The organism is Streptomyces sp. V1I1 (assembly GCF_030817355.1).
Taxonomy (GTDB): domain Bacteria; phylum Actinomycetota; class Actinomycetes; order Streptomycetales; family Streptomycetaceae; genus Streptomyces.
Map to the genome: position 1 here is coordinate 307,215 of NZ_JAUSZH010000001.1, position 25,792 is coordinate 333,006.

Sequence of the window (25,792 nt, forward strand, 5' to 3'; positions counted from 1 at the left end):
TGTTTAGCTGAAGCTGCTGCGTGGGACGGCGGTCTGGGAAGTGACGATGGCGCCTGGCATGTCCTTAGCGGGCTGGTAGGCGCCGTCCTTCTGCTCGGTCTTGGCCATCTCGACCGCGCCCTCGTGGTTCCTGACCATCATGGTCAGGAACGCGGTGTCGAACGCCTTGCCGAGCTGGTACGCCGGGCGGGACTGCCGGACCGGCGGTCGGCGGAGCGGGCCCGGATCATCCTGGCGTGTGCTGACGGCATGTCAAATGCAGGTGCTGCGCGGGCTGTCGGCGTTGCGGTCAAGACGGTGGGCAAATGGCGCCGGAGCTTCGCCGCGGAGCGGATGGCCGGGCTTGAGGACGCCGGCCGTATCGGCCTGCCGAAGGCCGGCCTGGTCCTGAGCGAGGCCGAGCGGGCCCAGCTGACACGGTGGGCCCGGCGGGCGAAGACGTCACAGTTCCTGGCGCTTCGCGCGAAGATTGTGCTGCGGTGCGCGGAGGGCGGGACGAACAAGCAGGCCGCGGCGGATCTGGGGGTCGGTGAGTCGACCGTGGACCGCTGGCGGGCCAGGTTCATCGCCAAACGCCTCGACGGCCTGCACGACGAGCCCCGGCCGGGTCGGCCGCCCTCGATCCTGCTCGACCAGGTCGAGGAGGTGATCGTGGCGACCTTGGAGTCCACTCCGGGCGAGGACACGCACTGGTCGCGGGCCTCGATGGCCCAGCGCACGGGGCTCTCGAAGTCGACCATCGGACGGATCTGGAAGAGGTTCGACCTCAAGCCGCACCTGCAGGACTCCTTCAAGCTCTCCACCGACCCGCAGTTCGTCGAGAAGGTCGTCGACGTTGTCGGTCTGTACCACAACCCGCCGGAGCGGGCCGTGGTGTTGTGCGTGGACGGGAAGAGCCAGATCCAGGCGCTGGACCGGTCCCAGCCGGTGCTGCCGATGATGCCCGGCATGCCCGAACGGCGCACTCACGACTACCTTCGGCACGGCATCACCAGCCTGTTCGCCGCCTTCAACATCGCCGACGGCACCGTCATCGGCGAACTCCACCGACGCCACCGGGCCCTCGAGTTCAAGAAGTTCCTGGTCACCATAGACAAGGCCGTGCCCGCCGGACTCGATGTCCACCTGGTGTGTGACAACTACGCCACCCACAACACCGCCGAGATCAGGACCTGGCTGGGCAAGCACCCCCGCTTCCACGTGCACTTCACCCCGACCGGCTCCTCCTGGATCAACCAGGTCGAGCGGTGGTTCGGCCTACTCACCGACAAGCTCATCCGCCGCGGCGTCCACACCTCCGTCAAAGCCTTGGAGGACGACATCAGAGCGTGGATCGACACCTGGAACCAGAACCCCAGGCCGTTCACCTGGACCAAGACCGCCGACGAGATCCTCAACTCCCTTGCCGACTACCTCGCCAAGGTCAGGATGAGCCACCAGAAGGGTCGGGGGTTTCGTTCCAATGGCTAGAATCGTCGGATGCCAGGGCCAACCGCAGGAAGCGCCGTACCCGTGGGCAGGGCGCGCACACTCGCTCAGGTGTACCGACACTTCGGTGAGGTCGACGCCGCCGAAACATCGCCGCTGTACGAGCGCGTCGCCGTCGCCCTGAGTGAGTCCGACGAGGCGCTGCGCGCCATCGAGGCGGCGCCGGCGCGCAAGCGGCACCCCACGGTGATCCTCGCCGCGCTGCACGACCTCGCCCTCGCCGGACGCGCCCCGGCGCTTGCCGCGGCCTATGCCGCTGCGGACGGCGACGCTGCCGCGGGCGCGGCGATCGACACGCTGCTGCGAATGACCGACTCGGTCGTGGCCATCGCCGTGCGCCGGAAGACGCGGACCGACGAGACCGGACGCTGCGCCGTGCTGTATCCGGCCATTGCCGAGGCGGCGCGCTGGGTAGGCGCGAATGCGGTTGGGCTGATCGACGTGGGCTGTTCGGCTGGGCTCAATCTCAATGTCGATCGCGTTGGCATCACGTACAGCAACGGCCAATCGCTGGGCGACCCGTCATCTCCCGTGCAGCTGTCGTCTTCGATCGTGGGAGACCGGCCCATCCCGACGCGGGCGATGCCCGAGGTCGTCGCCCGGGTCGGCGTCGACCTCGATCCGGTCGACGTGACCGACGCGGATGACGCCCGATGGTTGCGCGCCTGCCTGTGGCCGGATCAGCCGGAGCGGGTCGCGAGGCTCGAAGCGGAGATGGCAGCGTTGGCGGCGACGGCCCCTCCGCTGCTGCTGCAAGGTGACGCCGTCGAGGTGGTGCCCGACGCCTTCGCCCGTGTGCCCGCGGACGCCCTGCCTGTCGTCACCACGACGTGGGCGCTGTCGCACTTCCCGCTCGAGAGCCGCCTGCGCTTCCTGCACCGCCTCGACGAAGCGGCGGCCGGCCGGGCGGTGGCGTGGGTGTCAGCGGAGGGGGTCGGAGTCGCGCCGACGATACCGACACTTGGCGATCGCCGCGCCTCTGGCCACAGCATCATCGGCCTGGCGGTGTTCGACGGGTCGGCTCTGCGCGCCGAGGCCATTGGCCGCTGCTGGTCGCAGGGCCGCTTGCTGGCGTGGCTGGCAGACTCCTAGTGACCTGAGTCATTGATGCGTCGTTTGATATGCATGGGGCGTCCGGGGCCGCGGTTGGGCTGAGCTGGTGTTGTCCGAGCATGAGCGTCAGGTGCTGGGTAAGTGGGTGCGGGCTCAATCCACGCCCCAGGTCCTGGCGTTGCGGGCGCGGATCGTGGTGGGCTGTGCCGAGGTGGAGCCGGACGGGTTGCCGCGGTCGGCCAGTTCGGTGGCCCGGGAGTTCGGGGTCACCACCGAGACGGTCGCCAAGTGGCGGGCCCGGTTCGTCACCCACCGGCTGGACGGGCTGGGTGATGCGCCCCGGCCGGGGCGGGTGCGGACCGTCACCGACGAGCAGGTTGCCGAACTGGTGCGCCTGACGCTGGAGACAAGGCCGAAGAACGCCACTCACTGGTCGACCCGGTCGATGGCCCGGCGGGCCGGCATGTCGCAGTCGACGGTGTCGAGGATCTGGCGGGCCTTCCGTCTCAAGCCGCACCGCACCGAGTCGTTCAAGCCGTCCACCGACCCGTTCTTTGTGGACAAGGTGCACGACGTGGTGGGTCTGTATCTCGACCCGCCGGAGCGGGCGCTGGTGCTGCGCGTGGATGAGAAGTCGCAGATCCAGGCGCTGGACCGGTCCCAGCCGGTGCTCCCGATGATGCCCGGGGTGCCCGAACGCCGCAGCCACGACTCCCTGCGCGCGGGCACCACCACCCTGTTCGCCGCGCTGGATACCGCGAGCGGCAAGGTGATCGGCTCGCTCCACCGCCGACACCGCACCGCGGAGTTCAAGAAGTTTCTCTCCAAGCTCGACCGGGAGGTCCCGGCCGGCCTGGACGTGCACCTGATCGTGGACAACTACGGCACCCACAAGACCGAGCCGGTCCGGAGGTGGCTGCTGGCCCACCCTCGCTTCCACCTGCACTTCACCCCGACCGGCTCGTCCTGGCTGAACCTGGTCGAGCGGTGGTTCGCCGAGCTCACCTGCAAGAAGCTCCAGTGCAGCGTCCACCGCTCGGTCCCCGCCCTCGAACGCGACATCCGCGCTTGGATCAAAGGCTGGAACGCCAACCCCCGCCCATATGTGTGGCACAAGACCGCCGACCAGAGCCTCAACAGCCTCGCCAGCTACTGCCGACGCATCAACGGCCCAGGTCGCTGGGGCTGGCGCCGCGACCTCGTTTTACGACGCGATCGGGGGCGTTCGTGGCGCGGGTCAGATGGTGAGAGTGGGCCAGGGGACGTCGGTTTCGACGGCGGCGGTGTAGTCGATGCCGGGGACAGAGAAGCCGTAGAGGCGGCGGACTTCGTCGCTGAACCAGTCGAGGTCGGCGAGTTCGGTGATGGTGTCGCTGGTGGCGGTGCTCCAGCGTTCGGCGACGGCGTTCTGCACGGCGGGGTCGAGTTCCCAGGTGTCGAGGCGGACCCGGTCCTCGTCGTCGAGGTCGAGGGGGCGGGCGCCGGTCAGCTGGTCCCACAGCTCAACCAGTTGACCGATCGGGGCCACCATGGCGTCGCCGAGGACGCCACGCAGCAGCCCGACGTACAGGGCGATGCCGGGGATGGCGGTGGAGGACTGGGTGACGGCAGCGGCGTTGACCGAGGTCACGGCCCGGCCGCCCAGGGTCTTGCCGAGGCGCTCGTCCAACGTGCGTGCGGTGGCTTCCAGATGGGACTTTGCGGCGCCGATGGTGCCCTGCCGGTAGATCGCCGCGGTGAGCGGCGAGCCGATGTAGGACAGGGCGGCGGTGGCGAAGCCGTCGGCGAGCAGGGACCGGTCGGCCAGGAACGTGATCCACCGTTCCCAGTCGGTGCCGCCCATCACCGCCACAGTCTGCTCGATGTCGTCGCCCACGGCCGGCGCGGTGGTGACCTCCTTCACCTCCGGGGCACCGTACTCGTCGAAGACGAGGGTCTTGGTGGTGTACGGCGAGCCGATCGGCTTGAGGACCGAGGCATACACGTTGCCGGTGTCCGGGTCGGTGCGACGAGGCGCGGCCACCGAGTAGATCAGGAAGTCTAGTCGTCCCCCAAACCGCTCGGCGAGGAGGTCGGCAACCTGCTCCTTCACCGTGTCGCTGAACGCATCGCCATTGAGGAAGATCATGTCCCGCCCGTGCTGTTGGGCGAGCCGGGCGGTGGCGGCGGTGCGATACCAGCCGGCCGTGCCCGTGCGCCGCGCGGGCGCCTTCTCGAAGCACACGCCGATGCCACGGATACCGACACGGGCCAGGCCCGCGATCGTAGCGGCCAGGCCATACCCGGCGGACGAGCCGATGACCAGAGCCACCGGCCGTTCGCCCCCGGCGGTGACCGGGGCGGGGACGGCCCGCCACATCTCGTCCACCAGCTGTCGGCAGCCGCCAGGATGGGAGTCGAGGAACAGGAAGCCCCGGCTCTTGGGCGCAATGACGCGTTCGCTCACGGTGTGGTGTCCCAGGTGTCGTCACGGACAAGGACGCGGCGGCCGCCTCGGCCACCCCGTCCTGCAAGTCTGCGGCCGTGCGGATGAACACGGTGATCTTGACCGGCACAACGATGTCTAGCTGGGCTTGGAGGGTTCCGACTAGCTCTAGCGGGGGCGGCTGGCGGCACCCAAGTCCCATCCCGCGGGGTAGGACCGAACCTGCCGACCGGCAGGAACGTCTCGATAAACCTCTGTTCGGCGTCGGCGAGTTGCGCACGCGTCACACCAACCCCTGGCCCTACGGATGGCACAAGATCGCCGACCAGATCCTCGAAACCTCGCCAGCTACCATCGACGCATCAACGACTCAGGTCACTAGTCCTGTCAGGTTGATCCATCGACGAATTTTCCTGGAATCGGGATCTCGTAGTCTGGAGCTGGTTCTGAAGAGGCAAGAGCCTCGACAGAAGGGCTTGCGCACTCAGGGCGAGGTTGGGCCAGAACGGGCTTCGGTCACCCGGACGAGGTAACAGGTCCTGGTACAGGCACTCTCAAGAACGTCGGTCAGCCGTGGACGAGGCCGGGAACTCAGCGACTATTGCTCAACCCTGGTCGGTGGTCGGCGAGGGAGCCGGGCGGTCTTCTCGGGGTGGGCGACCGAGATGTAGCGCATGGCGGTGCCGTCGCTGATGCCGAACAACCGCATGAGGCGGAGGGGGTCGCCGGAGACGCGGGCCTCGTGCAAGATGCGGTCCTGCCGGAGCTCCGACAACGAGAGTTTCACCTCGCGGAAGGTCCGCTTGAGCATGGTGATGTCGACGGGCGGGTGGTCGGCGTCCATCGCGGTCTGCTGGCTGACCAAGAGGTGCCTGCGCATCTTGAGCGGCCAACTCGGCTACGAGCCGTCGAGCCAGCACCCCGAGCGCGACCGGCGGGTCGACGAACGGCGGGCTGCCCGAAGCCCGCTCGTCCCTCAACTGGCCATCCCGGGCCAGCTGCGAGCGGGTTGATCGCGAACACCTTCCGGTCCCCGGTGCGCAGGGCCGCGACGAGCACGCCGTGGCTCGTACTGCAACGGTGTTTGCGCTGATGGGTGGGCAGTTCTACGGGCTGTGTCCGCGACGTGTGTAGTGACTGGTGCGGGCCTGGCGCCGGTTGTGCCTGTCCGGATGCTCAGTGACCGATGTCGCGGGCACCGGCCTCGACGAGCCCGCTCTCATAGGCGAAGATCACGACCTGGGTGCGGTCGCGCAGGCCGAGCTTGATGAGGATGCTCGACACATGCGACTTGACGGTCGCGGCTCCGATGAAGAGTTCCTCGGCGATCTCCGAGTTGCTGGACCCCCGTGCGACGGCGGCGAGCACGTCACGTTCGCGGTCGGTGAGGCGTTCCAGGCGGCGTGAGACTGCGGTGTTGACGTTGGGTGGCGCGGCGAATTTGCCGATGAGGCGCCGGGTGATCGACGGTGCCAGCAGTGCCCCGCCGTCGGCCACCGTGCGGACGGCGGGGGCGAGTTGTTCGGGTGGGATGTCCTTGAGCACGAAGGCGCTGGCACCGGCGCGCAATGCCTGGTAGACGTACTCGTCCGGATCGAACGTGGTCAGGATCACCACCCGGACGTTCCAGTCTGCTTCGGCCAGGATCCGGGAGGTCGCCTCCAGGCCGTCCATCCCGGGCATCCGGATGTCCATCAGGATCACGTCGGGGCGGTGTCGGCGTGCCACCTCGATCGCCTCGAGTCCGGTTCCGGCCTCGGCGACGACCTCGATGTCGTCGTGGATCCGCAGGATCATGGTGAAGCCCCCGCGGACCAGTGCCTGGTCGTCGACCACGGCGACGCTGATGCTCACGCCGACTCGCCTCCGGTGGGCAGGTGGGCGACGACGCGGAACCCGCCGCCCGCGCGCGGCCCGGCGTCGAGGGTCCCGCCCAACAGCAGTGCCCGCTCCCGCATCCCGACGATGCCATGACCTTGTGCACTGCCCTGGGCGACGCCCGGTCCGGGTGGGACGGTGGCGCCGTGACCGTCGTCGAGCACCTCGATGACGATCCCGCTCCGGTCGGCGCTGAGCCGCACCACGGTGTGGGCACCGCGTCCGGCGTGCTTGAGCACGTTGGTGAGCGCCTCCTGGACGATGCGGTACGCGGACAGGTCCACGCGCGCCGGAATCTGGCCCGGCACAGCCTGCGTTGTCGGCAAGGAGTCCACCAGCGTGACGTCCACACCCGCCCTGCGGACCTGCTCGAGGAGCTGGGCGAGATCCGCGAGGCCCGGCTGCGGACCCAGCCCGTCGAGGCCGGTTTCCGGTCGCAGGACACCGAGCAGGTGGCGCAGCTCGTCCAGCGCCTGGCGTCCCACCTCCTCCACCGCCGCCATCGCCTGGCGGGCGCCCGCGGGGTCCTCGGCGGCCACGGTCCTGGCTGCGCCCGCCTGCACCGTCATCAGACTCACCCGGTGGGCGACCACATCGTGCAGCTCGCGCGCGATACGGGTCCGCTCCTCGGTCACGATCCGGCGGGCCTCGGCGGCCTGTTCCCGCAGCAGTTGGGCGGCGCGCTCCTTGCGCAGGCGCAGGCGGTGCCCGACGTACCACGCCCCGGACAGGGCGACGCCGCCGACGACAGCCGACTCCACCCACGGGGCCGGATCATCGAGGGCGTCGATGTTGACCACGACGATGGCCACGGCGACGCCCACGTGGCCCCACCGGTCCTCGGTGGTGTACCGCCCCGCGCTGTACAGGGCGATGATCGCCGCCCCGCCCGGGTCCGTGTAACTGCTTGCGAGCGTCACGGCCCAGGCGCCCAACGTCACACCCAAAACGACCAAGGGCGCGCGCCTGCGCCAGTACAGCGCTGCACCGGCGGCGGCAAACACCAGCAAAGCAGCGAACGGGACATCGCCGAGGGGGCGGATGACCAACGCATCGCCGGGTCCCTCCACCACAAACACCATGGCGAGGAAGATCACGGTCGCCAGGACGGCGTCCGCGGTGCGGGGCCAGCGGGTGAACGGGCCCCGGAACCTGCCCGGGGCATTCCCCAGCGGCGTCAGGGATCGCAGCGACGCGCGGTTCACTATCGCTCCACGGTAGGGCGGGCGGTGGCCGCCGCGGGTCGTCAGCGGTCACCGGCACACCGTAGGCCAGGGTCGCGGGCGCGGTCATCAGCCTGCAGGCGGATGCGGCTCTCCGCCCTCCGGGGGGAGACCCACGCACCGTCAACCCGCACGACCCGCCTCCGGAGGGGAGCGCCGCCCCGCCCTGAGGCGGGCGACGGTGCCGGTCTGGGCACGCACAGTGAGACCACGCCGTCACCGCCGGCCCACCTGTCGTCCGACCCGCACCACCGAAGGAGCACCGTTGTGCATCGCCTCATCCGTCGCATCGGCGACGCCAGCGCCCGCAGACCATGGGCCACGATCGGGGCGTGGCTGGTCAGCGCCGCCATCGTCATAGCACTGGCCGCTACCGCCGGTGGCGCGTTCGTCGACGACCTCGTCGCTCCCGGCAGCGAGAGTGAGCAGGCGATGGAGCTCCTCGAGGAGCGCTTTCCCCAAGCGGCCGACGGCACTGCCATAGCGGTTTTCGCCGCGCCGCAGGGGGAGCGACTCGAGCGCCACCGGCCCGCCGTCGACGCGGCGGTCGCCCGGATCTCCGAGGTGGAGCACGTCGCCACGGTGGTCGATCCGTTCACCGCCGGCACCGTGTCGCCCGACGGGCGCATCGGCTTCGCCGACATAGCCTTCGACCTGCCGTCCGGCGACCTCGGACCGAAGCCGCTCGGCACGATCACCGACGCGATGGAGCCGGCACGACAGACCGGCGTCGCGGCCGAGCTCGGCGGCGAAGCAGCGTTCATCAACGCCCAGACCGAAACCTCGGGCGCGGAGGCGGCCGGTCTGCTGGCCGCAGTGGTCGTGCTGGTCGTCGCGTCCGGGACGATCGTGGCCGCACTGGTCCCCATCGCGCTCGCCCTGGTGGCCGTCGCCGTCGGCCTCGGAGGCATCCTGCTGCTGGCCAACGCGATGGACGTCTCAAGCGCCGCGCCGACGATCGGCGCGATGATCGGGCTCGGCGTGGGCATCGACTACGCCCTGTTCATCGTGGCCCGCTACCGCGAGAAACGCGCCGCAGGCCAGGACAGCACCACCGCACTGTCGAACGCCATGAGCTCCTCGGGCTCCGCCGTCGTATTCGCAGGCGGCACCGTCGTCGTGGCGATGACCGCGCTCGTACTGACCGGGGCGGGCTTCCTGGCCTCGATCGGCCTCGGCACCTCGCTGGTGGTGCTCTTCGCGGTGGCCACCGCGCTCACACTGCTGCCGGCACTGCTGTCGCTGCTCGGCGACCGCATCGACGCAGGACGGCTCATGCGCCGCCGACGCCTCGTCAAGCGGTCCCAGAACACGGCATGGTGGCGCTTCGCCCACCGCGTCTCCGGTCGGCCATGGCCGTACCTGGTCCTTGCCTCAGTGGCGCTGCTCGCGCTGGCCGCCCCCGCGCTGCGGATGGAAACCGGCTTCCCCGACGCCGGCGACGATGCGAGGAGCACCACGCACCGTCGCGCCTACGACCTGCTGGCGGAGGGTTTCGGCCCGGGCTTCAACGGCCCGCTCCTGCTCGTCGCCGACCTACGCAGTCCCGGCGTGAGCGCCCAGACAATCCCGGCGCTGTCGAAGCGCGTCGCCGCCGACCCCGGCATCGCCAAGGTCGGCACGCCGCAGATCTCCCCCACCACAGACACCGTCGTGCTGCCCGCGATCCCCACCACCGCGTCCTCGGACGCCGAGACGTCCGCGACCCTCGAGCGCGTCCGCGACCTGCTGCCCGCGAACGTCACCGTGTCCGGCCTGACCGCCATGACCGACGACCTGACCGAGCAGCTCGCCGACACTCTGCCGATCTTCATCGCCGCGATCCTGGCCGCGTCATTCCTGCTGCTCATGGTGGTCTTCCGCTCCATCGCGGTGCCGCTCAAAGCCACCGTGATGAACCTGCTCTCGATCGGCGCGGCCTATGGCGCCGTCGTCACCGTGTTCCAGTGGGGATGGCTCAAGGACGTGTTCAACCTGGAAGGGACGCTCCTGATCGCCTCCCCGCTGCCCACGATCTTCTTCGCCGTCCTCTTCGGTCTGTCCATGGACTACGAGGTCTTCCTGCTCTCGCGTATCCGCGAGGAGTACGACGCCACAGGTGACAACGCCGAGTCGGTAGCGCGCGGCATCGCAGGCACGGGCCCCGTGATCACCTCCGCCGCGCTGATCATGACGGTGGTGTTCCTCAGCTTCGTCGCCCACCCGTCGCCGATCGTCAAGATGATGGGCCTGGGCCTGGCAACGGCGGTCGTGCTCGACGCGACGATCGTCCGCATGGTGCTGGTGCCCGCAGCCATGGCGCTGATAGGCCGTGCGAACTGGTGGATTCCTCGCTGGCTCGACCGTCGGCTGCCGCACATGAGCAAAGAGAGCACCGGCATCCCACACCAGCCCGAGCCCGTACTCGACCACACATCCGAAAGAGCTGACGCGACGGCGTTGAAGATGCCGACGACCGGCAGCTGAGCACGACCATCGCCCGCTACGGACGCCGACGGGCTGTTCACCGCCTCCGCCGGGTGGTTCCACCTGTCTGCCCAGACCAGCATTATTCGTGAAGGCCCCAACCGCGACTACTACCTCAAGAAACGAGTCCAGGGCTGCAAGTACGTCCAGGCCGTGATCGCCCTCGCCCGCCGACGAGTCGCCGTCTTTGGGGCCCTCCTACGGGACAACCGGCTCTTCACAGCCCCACCCACGGCGACAGCCGCGGCTTGACCGCCCCCTTAAGACTCCGCCGCCCTCATAGAACCGCCATAGACTCGAGAGACCGGAGGTACCGGGGGGATCACCACCCGGGAGGACCCCATGCGACACACCAGACTGGTCGGCGAATCCGCGGACTACCTCGCCGCCCGCGAAGAGCTCAGGCTGGCCGAGATCGACCTCATGCGCCACCACGAACAGGTCGCGGCCCAGCGCCGGGCGCTCCCCCAGGGGCCGCCCGTCGACGACCACGTCTTCATCGAGGGCCCCGCCGACCTCGACGCCGGTGACACCCCGGTCCGCGAGGTCCCGCTGAGCGGTCTGTTCACCGCCCCGGACCGCCCGCTGATCGTCTACCACTTCATGTACGGCAAGCTGCAGACCGACCCGTGCCCGATGTGCACCCTGTGGATTGACGGCTTCAACGGGATCTCCCACCACATCACCCGGACCGCCGACTTCGCCGTCGCCGCGGCCGCCGACCCTCCCGTGCTGCGGCAGCACGCCCGCAACCGTGGCTGGACCCGGCTACGGCTGCTGAGCTGCGGCGACAGCACCTTCAAGTACGACCTCGGCAGCGAGGACAAGGACGGCGAGCAGGACTCGACCGTTTCCGTCTTCACCCGCGACGATGACGGCACGATCCGGCACTTCTACTCCGCGCACCCCCGCATGTCCGCCGACATCGACCAGCGCGGCATAGACCTACTCGCCCCCGTATGGAACCTCCTGGACCTCACCCCCGCCGGCCGCGGCAACTGGTTCCCCACGCTGGACTATTGATCCCAGGCTGCGTACGGAGAGTGTGGGATCTGCAGAACATCGTGCTTGTCACCCGCGCACTCATAGGGCCGCGCGCGCCCCGCGCCGGAAGTAAGAGGTGGTAGTGAACCGTGGTGGCGATGGTCGGACTGTTTTGGATCAGCGAGGACGCGGTGTACGTGGGTTCCCCGCCGACCGGGGACAGGCGCTGTGGTCCGCTCCCGTCAGGACGGCGGAGCGGATATGGCCGCGTTCGGCCTAAGCGACATCGAGACGTTCACGCAGCACGTGGCTCACCTGGCGCACACCGGCGAGATCAGCGCCTTCCGCCGCACGACGGTCTGCCGCTTCACCAGCCAGTTCCTGCGCGAAATCCGCGACCTGGGCCTGACCCGGCCCGGCGAGATCCTCGCCGACCTGCCCGACGACTTCGCGCTGCGAAGGCACGACATGCCCCCGGTCATCACCGAGGAAGGACCGGGCAGAGCCCTGGCGAAGGAGATCCTCAGCCAGCTCTGCGAGCGGCTGCCCACCCTCGACCGGATCCGCGACGGCAGCGAGCACATGCGCCACGCCATCGAGATCCTCATCGACACCGGTCGACGTCCCGACGAAATCGGGTGCTTGCCCTGGGACTGCATGGAGACCGACGAGCACGGCAAATCCGTGCTCGTCTACACCGACTTCAAGAACAACCGCGTCGGCCTCCGCCTGCCGATCCCGGACTCCACCGCAGAGATCATCGTCCGGCAGAAGAAGTCCATCCGCGCCCGTTTCCCGGACACCGAGCTGTCCAAGCTGGTCCTCTTCCCCCGGCCCCGGCAGAACTCCGAGGGCACCCAGCCGTTCCGGATGCAGCACATCGGCAACGTCCACCGCCGCTGGATCAACGCCATGCCCCCACTGCTACTGGCCGACGGCACCGAGTTCCCCAAGCTGGAAGTCGTGCCCTACTCCTACCGCCACTCCTACGCCCAGCGGCACGCCGACGCCGGAACCCTGCCTGACGTGCTGCGCGAGCTCATGGGTCACCGGTCGTTGCAGACCACTCAGGGCTACTACCGGGTCACGGAGAAACGCACCCGGGCCGCGGTCGATAAACTTGTCTCGCACCAGTTCGACCGGCACGGCAACAAGATCTGGACCCAGGCCCGCCAGCTCCTGGAGCACGAGCACGAGCACGCCCGCCTGCGGATCGGCCAGGTGTCCGTCCCCTACGGCATTTGCGTCGAGCCGAGCAACGTCAAGGCCGGCGGCCACGGCTGCCCGTTCCGGTTCCGTTGCGTGGGCTGCGACCACTTCCGCACCGACCCGTCGTACTTGCCGGAGCTGCGGACCTACCTGGACACCCTGCTGCGGGACCGCGAACGCCTCGCCGCGGCCTCGGACCTCGATGCCTGGGCCCGCACCGAAGCGACTCCGTCTGACGAGGAGATCAAGCGCATCCGCGCACTGATCCGCCGCGTCGAGACCGACCTCGACGGGCTCACCGACGACGAACGCGAGCAGATCAAGGACGCCACCCGGACCCTGCGCAAGTCCCGCACCGTCTCCCTGGGCATGCCCGGCATCCGCCCGCCCGAGCCGGACCTGCGGCTGGAGCGTGACGCGTGAGCACATCACCGGACCACCTGACCCGAGCGCGGGCAGCGGACTCCGACCGTCGACGAAACCGGGTGTTCAAAGCCCTCGACCAACTGACCGCTGCCGGGGAGGCGATCAGCGTCTCCTCGGTCGCCCGCGCCGCCGGCGTCCACCGCAGCCTGATTCATCGCCACGGAGACCTGCAAGCGGCCGTCATCGCCCGCGCGGGCCAGCCCCCACCCGGCACGACCGCCGGAACGCAGGTCAGCCGCAAGTCGCTGCTGGCCGACGTCGCGAACCTCACGGCCCGCAACGGGCGACTGTCCGCGCACATCACCCGGCTCGAACGGCGCCTGTCCAAGGCCCTGGGACAGACAGCTTGGGAAGCCTCCGGCCTCGGCGCCCCGGCCGACATCGAGACGCTCACACGCCGCACCACCGAGCTGGAACAGCAGATTCTCGACCTCCGCGGCGAACTCGCGGAACGGGACGAAGACCTCGAAGCCGCCCGTGCCGCAAACCGTGAGCTGATGGCCCAGCTCAACCGCTGACCGCGTCATCGCCGTCACCTCCACCACGTCAGGGCGGCGGCGTTGATCGCCAGATGCACCGTGTTGTCCGCGACGATGACCAGCGCGTTCGCAAGGCCGGACTGGGCGGTCACTGTCTCGTAATTGTGGATCTTGCATAGGTCAGCTCTAAGCTGCACGTGATCTTGCACAGGTCCAGCATGACCTTGCATCGGTTGACGGTGGCTTCGGGAGTCATGTGAAGGCCGTATCCATGATCAATGTGAGCGGGTTTCGACGTCACCTGGAGGGCAGTTGCTGGTCTCGCGGGCGGCCGTCTCGTGGGCTTCAGAACGGGCGACCGTCGGCGGCGCGTCCTGCACGGCCGGAAGCGCCCGTCCCAGGCGTGCGAGCGGGGACATAGCCATCACCACCGGGGACAGCATCATGCCTGCGGCCGTCACCAGGAGGCTGGTGCGCAGCCCCCACTCCATCGCGAGGAATCCGCCGAGCAGGGAGCCGAGCGGGGTCATCCCCATGCCGACAAACGTGATCGTCGCGGCCGCGCGGCCCTGCATCCCGTCCGGAGTGACGGCCTGCCGCACGGCCATGACCGTGACATTCACCAACTGACCGCCGGTCCCGAACACGAAGTTGACCGCCAGTAGCGCGGGAACCGTCACCGCAGAGGAGCCGTGCAGCGCGGGCACACACAGGAACACGCCGTCGCCGAGTGCCGCCGCGGACACGAGCACCGTGCCGTAACCGAACCGGCTCGGCAGGCGAGCGGCCAGCATCGAGCCCAGCAGCGCGCCCGGCCCCATCGCCGCAAGCGCCAGCCCGACGGTGATGCCAGACAAGTGCAGTTCCCGCGGCAGGAAGAGCAGATAGACGGTCATCATGGCCGAGAAGGAGAACTGGAAGGCGGCCGAGGCGAGGCACACGGTCCGCAGCGAGGTATCGCTGACGACAAAGCGGAGGCCCTCATGGATCCGTCGCCATACCCGAGGGAAACGTTCCGAGCGTTCCGGGATCGATTCGGTCCGACGGATCCGCCGGATCGACAGGAGCGACAGCGCGAAAAACACCGCGCTGGAGGCAGCAGCGATCGGTGCCGACAGCAGTGACACCAACGCACCGCCGAGGGCGGGCCCGCCGATCTGCGCCGCGGACCGGCTGCCCTCGAGCGCGCTGTTGCCCTGCAGCAACTGATCGCGTTTTACCAGTCGTACGAGAGACGCCTGATAGGCCACGTCGAAGAACACGGACAGCGCCCCGACGGCGAAGGCGACCACGAGCAGCGCGGGCAGACCGAGCCAACCGAGGAGACCGGCCACGGCGGCGGCGCCCAGTATCAGGGTCCGGCCGGCGTCCGTCACCACCATCACCGTGCGGGTCCGCCACCGGTCCACCCACGCGCCGACGAAGAGCGAGAGCAACAGGAGCGGCGCCTGCCCCACCGCGCGCAGGACGCCCAACTCGCCGGCGCCGGCGTTGAGCGTCAGGACGGCGAAGAGCGGGAGAACGATCAGAGTGGTGTGTTCGCCGAGTTGGGAGGCCGTCTGACCCACCCAGAGTCTGCGGAAATCGCGATCCCGCCACAGACTTGGCGGAACAGATCGACTGGAATCGGATACAGCGGAGGAAGTGGACGGCACGAAGATCCCTTGGATTGCCGACTACGAGGCCCATCACCCGGCGCACACCAGGTGCGCCTGCGATTCAGGCAGGGGAGGCTCGCTGTGCCGCAACATCAAGGGCAGCACGCGATGACAGGCCGATCACGGCCTACAACGTCAACGCGCGCTCGGACGACCGGGCATGTCTTAGCTCCTCATGGGTCACTCGCTGCCCGAACAGTAACCCTCGACGGCTCAGCACGAAAGGCGATTCCCGTGACAGACGGCCGGGCCCCCGCCCGGCATGCCCCCGCGCCTCCGGCCCGGCGGGACTTTGCACAGCCCCGGATCAAGGCATCCCCTCACGGTGATCCCGGCGGATCGTGGCGCACAGATCGACCTGCCACTGCGAGTTCCCCAGGAGACACCCAGCAGGATGGTCACGCCTCACCGGATCAACGCACCGGACAGTCACCGGCGATCCTTGGTTCGCCCGGACGTCAGCCCACTTCACCCGCCGTGAGGCGGGCGCCAAGAGGTTCCTCGCCCAGACCAGGTACTTCGCCGCCCGATAGCGGTCCAGCACGATATGCGTCACCACGATCACGGACAGGGTCAGCGGAGACTGCGTGATCAGCAAGAACAGCAGTCCATACGTGGTTCCGTGAACTACCGCAGCCACCAGTGCTTGACCTTCTCGGTTGCCATCCAGTCGGACTGGATGAGGTAGTCGCCGGCCAGATGCGCCAGCAGGCTCTCGAAGAACAGCATCAGGCAGCATCCGTCCACGACACCTGTCGCACACCAGACACCGGACGGGCCACGCCAGTGAACTGGGAGAACCTGGCGCCCTCCGCGTCCACTCGCCCCTTAAGCCCGAGAGAAAGGCAGTGCCAGGCGCATGCCTTCCGGCCGTCGGCCGTGCCGTGGACGGTCGGTTCGTCGTCCGGGTTGCCGGTGGTGAAGTGGACGGGCTTGGCATCGGTGGCGCCCTTGACCCGAGCGCAGTAGTCGCTCTGAACGAAATGATCACCGACATTGGAACCTGCGCGGCCCAAGCCGAAGACGGCGGCGAAGAAGGCGGGACGGTGCATGCTGGATCTCCCCTGATCTCGAAACGGGTGAAGGGAGCAGGGCGCCGGCCTCTTGCCGATGCTGCGGTGCCCCGTTGGGGCCTCGCCCCGGCCGGTGTGGCCCGGGCCGAGGTGCGTTCAGGCGGCCAGCCGATGCGTGGCCGGAACGGGGGGCGCGGTGAAGTGGCTCGGGTCGGCCCGTGTGCCGTCGTTGCATTCGCTGCAACAGCCCTGGGTGCGCAGGGGCAGGCAGTAGATGTAGCGGCGACGGGACTCCGGGCAGGTCTGCCTCGCGGCCATCGCCCGGTCCAGCGCCCATTCCTGAGCAAGCGTCGGCGTCCTCTTCGGCTTCGCCAGGTCGACGCGGTACGGCCAGGCCAGGTGCGTGCAGGTCGTGCCCTGCCGGTAGGAGCAGCGGCGGCACCGAAGCTGGGCGTCCGGGTCGTGACCGCCCGGGGAAAGGCCGGCGGCCCGTAACTGGCGCCGAGTGACCAGGTTCTTGGGGGCGTCGTGCCAGTCGAACTCCGAAACCAGCGGGTTCGCGGAATCCGGAGGTGCCTGCTCCCTGGACCCGCTGGGGTCTGGGGTCTCTAAGAGAGAGAACGCCTCGGGTTCCTCCCCTGAGGGACAGGTCCCGCCCCCGGCGCCTCGGTAATCCTGATGCCTGCCTCTTCGCCGTCTGCCATCCTCGCCCCATGTCCAGGTTTGAAGATCTTGTTGCCGAAGGGGAAGCCGTCCCGACGGAGGGCTGGGACTTCTCCTGGTTCGCCGGACGCGCGACCGAACAGCGTCCGTCCTGGGGCTATGCGAGGTTGCTCGCGGACCGGATGGCGAAGGCCGAGGCCGCGCTCGACATCCAAACCGGCGGTGGCGAGGTGCTGGGCTCCATCCCAGTTGCCCCGCCGGCCTTAGCGGCGACGGAGTCCTGGCAGCCGAACGTGGAGATCGCCCGGCGTAAACTGGCCAAGTTCAATGCCACCGTCGTTGAGGTGGACGATACGGCCGACCTGCCGTTCCCGCCGGATCACTTCGACCTGGTCGTCAGCCGTCACCCCGTAGTGACCCGTTGGGATGAGGTTGGTCGCGTTCTGCGTCTGAACGGCACTTACCTCTCCCAACAGGTCGGCTCAGGCTCGGTGCGAGAGCTGACCGATTTCATGATGGGGCCGCAGCAAGCTGCCGATCATCCGCTCCAGGATCCCTTCATGACGACCGCCGGCGCTAGCCCGATAGAGGCCACAACCAGCGCGGAAGCGGCGGGCCTGGAGGTTGTCGACCTGCGCCAGGAAGCACTCCGGATGGAGTTCCACGACATTGCAGCCGTGATCCACTTCCTGCGCAAGGTGATTTGGATCGTCCCGGGCTTCACGGTGGATGCGTATCGTGATCGTCTTGCGGAGCTCCATGACTTCATGGAGCGCCACGGCCCCGTCGTGGCGTACTCGCAGCGCTTCCTAATCGAAGCCCGACGAAGCTGAGCGGCTTGTCAGGCCTGCGTGGGGTCGATGCCGAAGAGCTCGAGGTGGGCCGCGCGGACACAGTGGCGGCGACTTCCCGATTCCCGCATGGAGCGGCAAATCACTGACTCAACTCGCGGAATCTGACCGTAACTGCGGGAACCTCAGACGTGCAGGTGACAGCCACGAACAGCGCTCTCACCTCCCCACTTTCACTGCTACCCTCCACACCGCCTCTCGGGAACCCAACGGAACTCCAGTTGGGAAGCGGTCGGTTCCGTCGTCGTACATATTCACGTCGACCAGGTCCTCGCCCTGGCCGTCCATCACCTGCTCCAGGCGACCGGAAGCCGCCGCGGCGTGTGCGGGTAGCGGAGCCCAGGGCGAGTAGGACGCGGGCGGCCGATCCTGCGGCGGGGGGCTGAACTTGAGCACGAGCGTCCTCCACGACGTCGGTAGCGAGTAGCGCCGCGCCCCGCCGACATGGTTCGTGATGCCGTTGGTCAATTCGGGGGTGGCGTGACGTCGGCCTTCACGATCTGGTTGTGGTCGTGAAGGCCGACGTCGTCCTGGGTGCTGTGCGCGAACCCGTGTTGACCGGCTGACCGCCCGGGGCCCGGCGGTCGGTAGCGTCGACGTCCATGAACAGTGTTGAACTGACGGACGACGTCGAGGACTTTGGCCGCCTGGTCGCTCTCGTGGAGGAGACCGGCGAGCGCGTGACCCTCACCGAGGACGGCCAGCCGGCGAGCGTGCTACTCCCGGCGGCTGAGCTGGCCGAGCTGGAGCACTGGGCGCAGCGGGCATACGGCGCCCTGATACCCCTGCCGGACACGGCCGAGGAACGGCCGCCCGGACCGGCGCAGCACGGCCCGTACACGCGGTACGTGCACGCGGACGGCGAGCGTATGACGTTCACCCGGGGCCGGGTGGTGGTGGCCGAACTGCGCCGTGCCGGGTGGCTTGAGTGGCTGGAGGACTGGGCGCGCAGCGGGCGGCAGGGGTATATGGACCCGAAGCAGTCGGAGGCGTTCGCCGAGTTCCTCGCCCGTCAACCCCCCGTCGGCGAGCAGTAAAGGGCTGGTTCGATCGGGGTAGCCTGCCGGGCGCGAGCGTCCGCAGGGTGCGGGTAGAGACCACGGTTCCCCGCCGGTTGAGCAGATGCCGTTGATTAATTCGAGGCCCTTGCTACTTCGCTCCGTCAGAGATGGCGGAGCGAAGGGCCGCGAAGTGGCTGGTGCGGGTGCGGGCCCTCGGGTGCCGATCAGGTGAGCATCGATGCGGGTCAGGTTGATCGCTGCGCCGGTGAGGAGATGCTGAAGATCGGTCTTCGCCAACCCCCGGTAGCGGGATCTGCGCAGGCCGCAGTTGTGGACCCCGTGGGAGATGGTTCCTTCGATCCCAGCCCGGACCTTGTAGCGTTCCTTCCACTCGTCGGTCTGCTGGAGCGCGCGGGCCTGCTGAAGTTCGCGATGAGCTTGCTGCGGCCGCAGCGTGATGGCTCGCCCTTTGTCCCTGAGATTGGGGGCACAGTCCTGCACGACGGGACACGGCCGACAGTCACGTGCGCAGAACAGCGCGCGGACGACAGGCAGGCCATGCTGTGAGCGGTCTTCTCCAGCTGATGTTGGCGATCCCGTTCGGGCACGTCACACGTTTCCTGTCCCAGTCCACGGTGAAGGTGAACCGTGTCCTATGTGATGATCACTCGTTGGGCTGTTCATGGGGCGGGGTACGTGGAGTTGGACTGTTCCGGACGGCTTGTTGGAGCTCGCAAGGCCGTTGATTCCGGAGGACCGGGTGCGACCGCAGCGTGGTGGAACACCGAACACTCCTGATGAGACGCTGTTCGCAGCAATCATCTACGTGCTGGTCAGCGGCTGCGCTTGGCGGGCCCTGCCGCCGTGCTTCGGCATATCGAAGTCGAGGGCCCACCGCCGGTTCATGATCTGGTCGCGCGCCGGGGTCTGGGGCCGGCTTCACGAAGCGGTGCTGCACCAACTCGACGACGCGGGCCTCATCGACGTCGGCCATGTGCTGCTACAAGCGATTCCTGAAACTCACCACATAGGACTCGGTCTAAAATCGGGGGCAAGACGGGACCCTCCCCGCGGGTGCGAGGAGCAGGTAGCGGCCCGCAAGAAGGCTCAGGCGCGCGTAGAACCATCTCCGCAGGTGCGGGCAGCACGTTTGACGGGCGTGCACTGCCCTCAGGTGATCGGGACCATCGTCGCGGGGCGGGAAGCGAATTCTTACTCAGGCTGCCGACCGTGGAAGCGTGTTGGTCGGTGCGGTTAGTGCTGAGACCGGCGGCCCAACCAGCGTCGATCACCATTTGTCGGCGGCGTACGGCCGGAGCCATAGGGCGGTCTGCAGCGTCACCGACTTGAACCATGCCTGATACATGCGTTCCACAGCCGCTTCGTCATGGCCCTTATTTGCCAGGAACGGTCGGATCGTGGCAGTGATGGGGTAGATGAACGCCACCATGTAGCGCAGGGGGACATGAGGGACGGAGGCGGCGCCGTCGGTCTGGTTCTTCTTGTCTTCGGTGTGGCGGAGTCCGATTTCATGCGCGTAGGAGAGCCACTCCTCGTCGTGCGGGCGGCGGCAGGTGTCCATGATCCACTGCCCGAATCGCCTGCGGACACGCGCCAGGTAGTCGTCGAGGACCGTACCGTCCGAGGTCGCGAAGTATGCGACGAGGTGCGGATGGGAGGCCACGAATCCGTACCAGACGTCCAGGACGTCCTCGACCTGGTCCTCCAGCACCTCCCCCGCCATGTGCAAGGCCTCCTTGTCATCGGTGGTGAACAGAACACTGGCTTCCAGCTTGGCCAGCTCATCCCTCGAGACTGGGCTGGGCGGAGTCGAACCGTAGGCGTAACCGGCCGGGGGGTGCGTGCTCATGCGGAATCGCCTCTCATTCCCATCGTTCTCCCATTGAAAGCGACATCACGCAGGAATCGGAGAACAGCCCGTCGCAGCGTGTCGGACGGAGCCGCCTCCGCAGGAAGCGACGACAACGTGCGGATGTCTGAGCGTCAAGCCTGAATAACCTTCATGTGGTGGGTTCCGGGGGCCCGTTCTCAGTTCGGGTGAGAACGAGGATTGCCATGTCGTCTTGCCGTTGATTCCCAGTCCAGCTGGACACGTCCTGTGCGAGGGCGTCTACAAGGTGGCTCGGATGGCTGTATTCGCCTGCGGGAAGCTGGGTGCAAGGATCGTAGAACCTGCCGTGCTGATTGCGCGCTTCGGTCACGCCGTCGGTGACCAGCAGAAGTGAGGCGCCCGGCCGCAGCGTAAAGACATCTGCGGCGGACACACTGCCCCCCGCCCCGGTCTCCGGCAGCATCATCCCAAGCGGCAGTTCGTAACTCGCTGGTTCCAGTTGGACCACGGTTCCTCCCTCCACCAGGAAAGGCGCCGGATGGCCACGATTGACCAGCTGGACTGCGTCGCCGTCTGGCGGGATCTGGACCAGCACTGCGGTAGTGAAGTCCTCAAAGCCGCTGGCGGTCTCCCGGCGACGGTCGCTCTCCAGGGACAGAGCGCTGTCCAGCCGGTGCGCCAGCTCTGCCAGCGTGGGAGCCTGCTCGGCTTCCTGGCGAAACGCTCCGACGATCACCGAGACGGAGGAGACTGCCTGCAGCCCCTTACCCCGAACATCACCGATAATTGCGCGAACTCCATATGGGGTGGTCTGCACGGCGTACAGATCTCCACCAATCCGAGCCTCTGCCTGCGCCGTCTCGTAGCGAGCGGCCACGGCGAGCGGCCCGGCGCGGTGCGGAGGGTCCGGCAATACCGCACGCTGCACCGCCTCGGCAACATCGCGGGCCTGCGCAAGATAGCGTCCCTGCCGATGCAGCAGGCGGTTGATCCCCAACGCGATCGTACTGACGATGAGTACGTCGGCCAGGTCGACGAAGAGCGCAGTCGCAGGACGTCGGAGGTGCAGGTCCAGCGCAATCGAGAGCACGCACGCCAGCACAGCGAATGCCAGCCCGATGCGGAACGTCAGCAGGACACATGCGATCAGCGGGGCGGCCGCCAGAAGAGGCAGACCCATGTACGGCTGCGGCCCGAAGAGGTCAGCAGCCGCGCCCCCGAGGAGCAGCAAGGCAGCGACAGCATGGGGGAATGCGAGCAGCCCCCTGCGGAACATCGTCATAACGTCTCTCTGATCGGGGGCTTCCACACGGTGTGATCGGACCTTTTCCGGTGGGCCGGCAAGCCCTTTCCCCCCGCAAGAGACCTGCTGCCGAGCCATAGCCGGGTTTCATGAATCCTTTCGGCATTGGCTCACTCCAGCCCCAGATCCTCTGACAGAGCAACGACGACACGCGGGACCCATGGCGGATTCGGGGCTGGCGCACCGGTCGGCCTGCCAGCGTCGCGCCCACCAGGGCACCCAGCACCGTGCCCGCGACAGGCACGGGCTCGCTCTCCTCGGCAGCGAGCAGACCGCGGCAGGCGCGTCCACCTGCCGGGTGGACCAGCCGGTGCCGAGCCCGTCACGGTTCGTCGTCCCGGCCTGTATCCGCAAGGGCCTCAGCCCGGCGGTCGCCGGCGCGCCGGACCGAAGCCACGCCGCCGCCGCCCGTCAGGCGCACTGGGCTCGCTGCTTGACATGCGCCGACAAGAGCGCCATCTGCCCTGGACTCAGGAGAGTTGGCTCCGACCCTGCCGTCTCCGTACGGCCCTTGCACGTTGCCGGATGATGGCAAGGGCAGCTGGAGGCATTGTCGTTGTCATTGAGGGTTTCGAGATCTCCGCACCTGGCGTTCCCGGCGGTCGCGGCGGTGATCCAGCGACTCCGTCAACGGCATTGACCTTGAAGAACAAGCTCAGTGCCTGTTCCTGAACGAGACATGGCAGTGGTGATCTGCCCCGCCGCGGCTAGGCCTGTCCGGCGGATCATGTGACTACTAGGCTGCGACGATGGACCGAGTAACCGATGTGCCCGAGAGTCTCGCCCAGTCTGCAGATCCGGCCCGGGTGAATGACTACGAGAGCTTCGCCGAGGCGTACTCGGCGGAAAACGAGAACAACCTCGTGAACGCGTACTACGAGCGGCCCGCGATGTTAGCCCTCGCCGGAGACGTGTCCGGCCGTCGGATCCTGGACGCTGGCTGCGGCTCAGGCCCCCTGTCCGCTGCGCTGCGCGACCGCGGTGCCGACGTCACCGGCATCGACGCCAGCGCCGGGATGCTGGCACTGGCCAGGCGGCGGCTCGGTGCCGACGCGGCCCTGCACCTGGTCGACCTGAGCGACCGTCTGCCGTTCGACGACGGTGCGTTCGACGACGTGGTCGCGTCGCTGGTCCTGCACTACCTGGAGGACTGGGGGCCGACGCTGGCCGAGATACGGCGAGTGCTCAGGCCCGGCGGCCGGCTGATCGCGTCGGTGGACCACCCTTTCGTGGCCTACACGATCCAGGATCCTCGGCCCGACTATTTCGCGACCACCAGCTATACCTTCGACTGGACGATCAACGGGCAGTCCCTCCCGATGAGGTTCTGGCGCAGGCCGTTGCACGCGATGACCGATGCCTTCACCACCGCCAGCTTCCGCCTTGTCGTCATCAGCGAGCCGCAGCCCGACCCGGCCGCCCGTGACCTGTTCCCCGACGACTTCCATGACCTTTCGACCAAAACCAACTTCCTGTTCTTCGTCGTCGAGGTACCGCCGTCGGCTACCGGCTCGGACGACTAGCCAGTCGCCGATGACGAGCGGAGTCAGAGTCGGATCGAGGCGACGATGACGGTGCCGTGGAAGATGCAGGCGCACTTGTCGAACCTCGTGGCTACTGCCCGGAAGTTCTTGGGTGTTGATTGTCCGCTCCACTTCGTTCCTGCGCTTGTAGATCGTCTTGTTCGAAACCGACGGGTCGGCCGCCCTTGCTGCCGCGGGCTTGCCGGTTGGCCCGCTGGTTCTTCGGCTCGGGGATGGTGTGCTTGATCTGGCGTCGTCTCAGGTAGCGACGGTTGCGGCGAAACGAGTACGCCTTATCGCCGCCAAGGTGGTCGGGCCGGGTGCGCGGGTGTCCGCCGCCCGGCCGGCCAACGCGGATGCGTTCCATGACCGGGATGAGCTGCGGGGCATCGCCCCACTGGCCCGGGGTGACCAGCAGGGCCAGCGGGCGGCGCCCGCCCTCACCGGCGAGATGGATCTTGCAGGTCAGGCCGCCCCGGGAGCGCCCGAGTTGCTCGTCGGGCCGGTGCTGCCGGGGCGGGCGTCTTTTCCCGGCACCTGCGGCACGCTCCTGCGGGCCCCGGCGGCGTGCTGGTGGGCCCGGCAGGTAGTCGAATCGACGCTCACCATCGACCAGTCCATCCGACCTTCAGCGTCGGCGTCGGCCAGGACAGCCGCGAAGATCTTGTCCCACGTGCCGTCCGCCGACCAGCATCTATGTCGCTCGTACACGGTCTTCCACGGACCGAAACTCGCAGGAAGATCCCGCCATGGCATCCCCGTGCGCAGCTGGCACAAGATCGCGTTGATGAGCCTGCGGTGACTGGCCCAACGGCCACCACGCTGCCCGCATTTCGGCAGATGCGGCCTGAGCCGAACCCACTCCGCGTTCGTCAGATCTCCCCGCCCATGACCATGCCAACGACACGAGACCACGACGGTCACAAGATCCGCCGGACAGACCCTAGTAGGGCTTTGTTAGGTGGTGTCGTAGGGCTGCCAGGGGGTGGGTTGTCGGCAGGTGGGGCAGGTGCCGGTCCAGGTGGCCAGGAGGTGTTGGAGGAGATCCAGGGCCTGGTAGAGGGTCAGGCCCTGGCAGGGGCTTTTGGGCAGGTCCGCTGTTCGGTCAGGAACAGGTGGGCGGCGGTGACGAGGGTGACGTGCCGGTGCCAGCCGGTGAACGAGCGGCCCTCGAAGTGGTCGAGGCCGAGGGTGGTCTTCAGCTCGCGGTAGTCGTGCTCGATGCGCCACCGCAGTTTCGCGATGCGGACAAGGTCGCGGGCGGGGATGTCTGCGGGCAGGTTCGAGATCCAGTACTTGACCGGCTCGTCCTCGCCTTCGGGCCACTGGGCGATGAGCCAGGTCAGCGGGATCGTGCCGTCGGTGGCGGGCTTGGGCCGCCGCCCCGCGAGACGGATCCTCACAAGAACGAAGTGCGAGCTCATCGCGGCTTTGGAGCCCCTGCGCCAGGTCAGGGTTCGTCCCTGGCGTCGTCCGGCGGCCAGCACGTGATCCCGTAAGGACACCGGGCGGGTGCGGTAACGCGGAAGGGGCCTGGGCCCCAGGCCGCCATAGGCAGGCTGGTGGGGTTCGGCATCCTCACTGTGGGCGGTCATTTCGGCCTTGGCCTGCAGGACGTAGGCCAGGCCGCGGTCTTCCAGGCCGCGGCGGAAGTCGGCGTTGGCGCCGTATCCGGTGTCCGCGACCAGCACCGCCGGCTTCAGCCCGGTGCCGGCCAGGTCGTCGAGCATCTCCAGCGCCAGCTGCCACTTCGGGCGGTGATGCTCGTCATCAGGGATGCGACAGCGTTCCCGACGGCTGGCCGCTTCTGGCGTGTCCCAGCTCTCGGGAAGGAACAAACGCCAGGACAGCGGACACGAGGCGGTGTCGGAAGCGGCGTGGACGCTGACGCCGATCTGGCAGTTACCGACCTTGCCCAGGGTGCCCGAGTACTGCCGGGCCACCCCGGGCGACGAGATGCCGTCCTTCGGGAACCCGGTGTCGTCCACCACCCACGCCTGAGGACGGACCACCCGCACGGCCCGCCACGCCAACCGGGCCCGCACCGCGTCAAAGGCCCAGGTGGAGGACGTGATGAACTGCTGAAGCTGCTGGTGGTCCACCCCCAGGCGCCCGGCCATCGGCTGCATCGACTTACGCCGGCCGTCCAGCAGCAGCCCCCGCAGATACAGGGCACCCTTCTCACGCTGATCCCGCCGCACCAGCGGCGCGAACACCTCCCCACCGAACTCCTCCAACCGGACACGACACGAAGCGAGTTCCCCGACCCTCATACCAACAGCGAACTACCAGACACC

At 68.1% G+C, this 25,792-nt stretch carries 22 protein-coding genes and 5 pseudogenes; 12 read left to right on the plus strand and 15 right to left on the minus strand.

Annotated features, from left to right (window positions below; genetic code table 11):
* Window positions 1–3 precede the first annotated feature (3 nt).
* Window positions 4–171 (minus strand): annotated as a pseudogene (locus tag QFZ67_RS01615) (DUF305 domain-containing protein); the annotation flags it as partial.
* Between QFZ67_RS01615 and QFZ67_RS01620 the strand changes: the two are divergent.
* The 3 genes and pseudogenes from QFZ67_RS01620 to QFZ67_RS01630 all read left to right on the plus strand — a co-directional run.
* A complete protein-coding gene (locus QFZ67_RS01620; RefSeq protein WP_307659293.1) occupies window positions 124–1,470 on the plus strand; it encodes an IS630 family transposase in 1,347 nt (448 codons plus the stop codon). The pseudogene QFZ67_RS01615 and the gene QFZ67_RS01620 overlap by 48 nt on opposite strands.
* Window positions 1,471–1,539: 69 nt before the next feature.
* Window positions 1,540–2,580, plus strand: a complete 1,041-nt coding sequence (locus QFZ67_RS01625; protein WP_307659294.1) for a DUF2332 domain-containing protein — start codon at window positions 1,540–1,542, stop codon at window positions 2,578–2,580.
* A gap of 64 nt (window positions 2,581–2,644) precedes the next feature.
* Window positions 2,645–3,703: pseudogene (locus QFZ67_RS01630) on the plus strand (IS630 family transposase); the annotation flags it as partial.
* Between the two features lie 75 nt (window positions 3,704–3,778).
* Here QFZ67_RS01630 and fabV read toward each other — a convergent pair.
* Window positions 3,779–4,987, minus strand: a complete 1,209-nt coding sequence (gene fabV / locus QFZ67_RS01635; RefSeq protein WP_307659295.1) for an enoyl-[acyl-carrier-protein] reductase FabV — start codon at window positions 4,985–4,987, stop codon at window positions 3,779–3,781.
* Window positions 4,988–5,564: 577 nt separating this feature from the next.
* A complete protein-coding gene (locus QFZ67_RS01640; protein WP_307659296.1) occupies window positions 5,565–5,846 on the minus strand; it encodes a hypothetical protein in 282 nt (93 codons plus the stop codon).
* Between the two features lies 1 nt (window position 5,847).
* On the opposite strand from QFZ67_RS01640, the gene QFZ67_RS01645 reads away from it, so the two are divergent.
* Window positions 5,848–5,979, plus strand: a complete 132-nt coding sequence (locus QFZ67_RS01645) for a hypothetical protein (RefSeq protein ID WP_307659297.1) — start codon at window positions 5,848–5,850, stop codon at window positions 5,977–5,979.
* A 163-nt stretch (window positions 5,980–6,142) separates the two neighbouring features.
* Here QFZ67_RS01645 and QFZ67_RS01650 read toward each other — a convergent pair whose 3' ends face one another.
* Both QFZ67_RS01650 and QFZ67_RS01655 read right to left on the minus strand, forming a co-directional pair.
* Entirely contained in the window at window positions 6,143–6,820 is a 678-nt protein-coding gene (locus QFZ67_RS01650; protein ID WP_307659298.1) for a response regulator transcription factor, read from the minus strand.
* Entirely contained in the window at window positions 6,817–8,049 is a 1,233-nt protein-coding gene (locus QFZ67_RS01655) for a sensor histidine kinase (protein ID WP_307659299.1), read from the minus strand. Before QFZ67_RS01655 ends, QFZ67_RS01650 begins: the two co-directional genes overlap by 4 nt.
* Before the next feature lie 285 nt (window positions 8,050–8,334).
* Between QFZ67_RS01655 and QFZ67_RS01660 the strand changes: the two genes are divergently transcribed.
* The 5 genes and pseudogenes from QFZ67_RS01660 (at window position 8,335) to QFZ67_RS01680 (ending at window position 13,670) form a co-directional block, all read left to right on the plus strand.
* The gene (locus QFZ67_RS01660) at window positions 8,335–10,533 is read left to right on the plus strand and encodes an MMPL family transporter (protein ID WP_307659300.1); all 2,199 of its coding nucleotides are present in this window, start codon (window positions 8,335–8,337) and stop codon (window positions 10,531–10,533) included.
* Window positions 10,534–10,559: 26 nt separating this feature from the next.
* Window positions 10,560–10,785 (plus strand): annotated as a pseudogene (locus QFZ67_RS01665) (IS110 family transposase); the annotation flags it as partial.
* Between the two features lie 90 nt (window positions 10,786–10,875).
* On the plus strand, window positions 10,876–11,556 hold the full coding sequence (locus QFZ67_RS01670; protein WP_307659301.1) for a DUF899 family protein: 681 nt from the start codon (window positions 10,876–10,878) through the stop codon (window positions 11,554–11,556).
* Between the two features lie 222 nt (window positions 11,557–11,778).
* Window positions 11,779–13,149, plus strand: coding sequence for a site-specific integrase (locus QFZ67_RS01675; RefSeq protein WP_307659302.1), 1,371 nt, complete (start codon window positions 11,779–11,781; stop codon window positions 13,147–13,149).
* Complete coding sequence (locus QFZ67_RS01680) at window positions 13,146–13,670, plus strand: hypothetical protein (RefSeq protein WP_307659303.1); 525 nt, start codon at window positions 13,146–13,148, stop codon at window positions 13,668–13,670. The genes QFZ67_RS01675 and QFZ67_RS01680 overlap by 4 nt, the downstream gene beginning before the upstream one ends.
* 14 nt (window positions 13,671–13,684) lie before the next feature.
* Here the strand turns inward: QFZ67_RS01680 and QFZ67_RS01685 are convergent, their stop codons facing one another.
* From QFZ67_RS01685 to QFZ67_RS01705, 5 genes are all read right to left on the minus strand, one after another.
* Window positions 13,685–13,828, minus strand: coding sequence for a hypothetical protein (locus tag QFZ67_RS01685; protein ID WP_307659304.1), 144 nt, complete (start codon window positions 13,826–13,828; stop codon window positions 13,685–13,687).
* Between the two features lie 78 nt (window positions 13,829–13,906).
* Complete coding sequence (locus tag QFZ67_RS01690; RefSeq protein ID WP_373430194.1) at window positions 13,907–15,232, minus strand: MFS transporter; 1,326 nt, start codon at window positions 15,230–15,232, stop codon at window positions 13,907–13,909.
* Window positions 15,233–15,916: 684 nt separating this feature from the next.
* Entirely contained in the window at window positions 15,917–16,018 is a 102-nt protein-coding gene (locus QFZ67_RS01695) for a DUF3307 domain-containing protein (protein ID WP_307659306.1), read from the minus strand.
* Window positions 16,018–16,341, minus strand: a complete 324-nt coding sequence (locus QFZ67_RS01700) for a hypothetical protein (RefSeq protein WP_307659307.1) — start codon at window positions 16,339–16,341, stop codon at window positions 16,018–16,020. The genes QFZ67_RS01695 and QFZ67_RS01700 overlap by 1 nt, the downstream gene beginning before the upstream one ends.
* Before the next feature lie 117 nt (window positions 16,342–16,458).
* Window positions 16,459–16,854: an RRQRL motif-containing zinc-binding protein gene (locus tag QFZ67_RS01705; RefSeq protein WP_307665701.1), complete on the minus strand. Its 396-nt coding sequence runs from the start codon at window positions 16,852–16,854 to the stop codon at window positions 16,459–16,461.
* Window positions 16,855–17,015: 161 nt separating this feature from the next.
* On the opposite strand from QFZ67_RS01705, the gene QFZ67_RS01710 reads away from it, so the two are divergent.
* A complete protein-coding gene (locus QFZ67_RS01710; protein ID WP_307659308.1) occupies window positions 17,016–17,798 on the plus strand; it encodes a methyltransferase domain-containing protein in 783 nt (260 codons plus the stop codon).
* Window positions 17,799–18,418: 620 nt separating this feature from the next.
* Window positions 18,419–18,853, plus strand: a complete 435-nt coding sequence (locus tag QFZ67_RS01715; RefSeq protein ID WP_307659309.1) for a type II toxin-antitoxin system Phd/YefM family antitoxin — start codon at window positions 18,419–18,421, stop codon at window positions 18,851–18,853.
* Window positions 18,854–19,114: 261 nt separating this feature from the next.
* Here QFZ67_RS01715 and QFZ67_RS01720 read toward each other — a convergent pair.
* The 3 genes and pseudogenes from QFZ67_RS01720 to QFZ67_RS01735 form a co-directional block, all read right to left on the minus strand.
* Window positions 19,115–19,372 (minus strand): annotated as a pseudogene (locus tag QFZ67_RS01720) (transposase); the annotation flags it as partial.
* A 733-nt stretch (window positions 19,373–20,105) separates the two neighbouring features.
* Window positions 20,106–20,687: a protoglobin domain-containing protein gene (locus QFZ67_RS01730; RefSeq protein WP_307659310.1), complete on the minus strand. Its 582-nt coding sequence runs from the start codon at window positions 20,685–20,687 to the stop codon at window positions 20,106–20,108.
* A 151-nt stretch (window positions 20,688–20,838) separates the two neighbouring features.
* Window positions 20,839–21,951, minus strand: coding sequence for a PP2C family protein-serine/threonine phosphatase (locus tag QFZ67_RS01735; protein WP_307659311.1), 1,113 nt, complete (start codon window positions 21,949–21,951; stop codon window positions 20,839–20,841).
* A 770-nt stretch (window positions 21,952–22,721) separates the two neighbouring features.
* Between QFZ67_RS01735 and QFZ67_RS01740 the strand changes: the two genes are divergently transcribed.
* Window positions 22,722–23,495, plus strand: a complete 774-nt coding sequence (locus QFZ67_RS01740) for a class I SAM-dependent methyltransferase (RefSeq protein ID WP_307659312.1) — start codon at window positions 22,722–22,724, stop codon at window positions 23,493–23,495.
* 23 nt (window positions 23,496–23,518) lie between these two features.
* Here the strand turns inward: QFZ67_RS01740 and QFZ67_RS01745 are convergent.
* A pseudogene (locus QFZ67_RS01745) lies at window positions 23,519–24,410 on the minus strand (IS5 family transposase).
* Window positions 24,411–24,559: 149 nt separating this feature from the next.
* On the minus strand, window positions 24,560–25,768 hold the full coding sequence (locus tag QFZ67_RS01750) for an IS701 family transposase (protein WP_307659208.1): 1,209 nt from the start codon (window positions 25,766–25,768) through the stop codon (window positions 24,560–24,562).
* Between the last annotated feature and the right edge of the window lie 24 nt (window positions 25,769–25,792).

What these genes read in the sequence shown, in the direction of transcription:
- QFZ67_RS01675 (WP_307659302.1), top strand. Translation starts at nt 11,779, where the DNA reads ATGGCCGCGTTCGGCCTAAGCGACATCGAGACGTTCACGCAGCACGTG.
- QFZ67_RS01710 (WP_307659308.1), top strand. Translation starts at nt 17,016, where the DNA reads ATGTCCAGGTTTGAAGATCTTGTTGCCGAAGGGGAAGCCGTCCCGACG.
- QFZ67_RS01700 (WP_307659307.1), bottom strand. Translation starts at nt 16,341, where the DNA reads ATGCACCGTCCCGCCTTCTTCGCCGCCGTCTTCGGCTTGGGCCGCGCA.
- QFZ67_RS01670 (WP_307659301.1), top strand. Translation starts at nt 10,876, where the DNA reads ATGCGACACACCAGACTGGTCGGCGAATCCGCGGACTACCTCGCCGCC.
- QFZ67_RS01730 (WP_307659310.1), bottom strand. Translation starts at nt 20,687, where the DNA reads ATGAGCACGCACCCCCCGGCCGGTTACGCCTACGGTTCGACTCCGCCC.
- QFZ67_RS01750 (WP_307659208.1), bottom strand. Translation starts at nt 25,768, where the DNA reads ATGAGGGTCGGGGAACTCGCTTCGTGTCGTGTCCGGTTGGAGGAGTTC.
- QFZ67_RS01735 (WP_307659311.1), bottom strand. Translation starts at nt 21,951, where the DNA reads ATGACGATGTTCCGCAGGGGGCTGCTCGCATTCCCCCATGCTGTCGCT.
- QFZ67_RS01715 (WP_307659309.1), top strand. Translation starts at nt 18,419, where the DNA reads ATGAACAGTGTTGAACTGACGGACGACGTCGAGGACTTTGGCCGCCTG.
- QFZ67_RS01695 (WP_307659306.1), bottom strand. Translation starts at nt 16,018, where the DNA reads ATGCTGTTCTTCGAGAGCCTGCTGGCGCATCTGGCCGGCGACTACCTC.
- QFZ67_RS01740 (WP_307659312.1), top strand. Translation starts at nt 22,722, where the DNA reads ATGGACCGAGTAACCGATGTGCCCGAGAGTCTCGCCCAGTCTGCAGAT.
- QFZ67_RS01640 (WP_307659296.1), bottom strand. Translation starts at nt 5,846, where the DNA reads ATGCGCAGGCACCTCTTGGTCAGCCAGCAGACCGCGATGGACGCCGAC.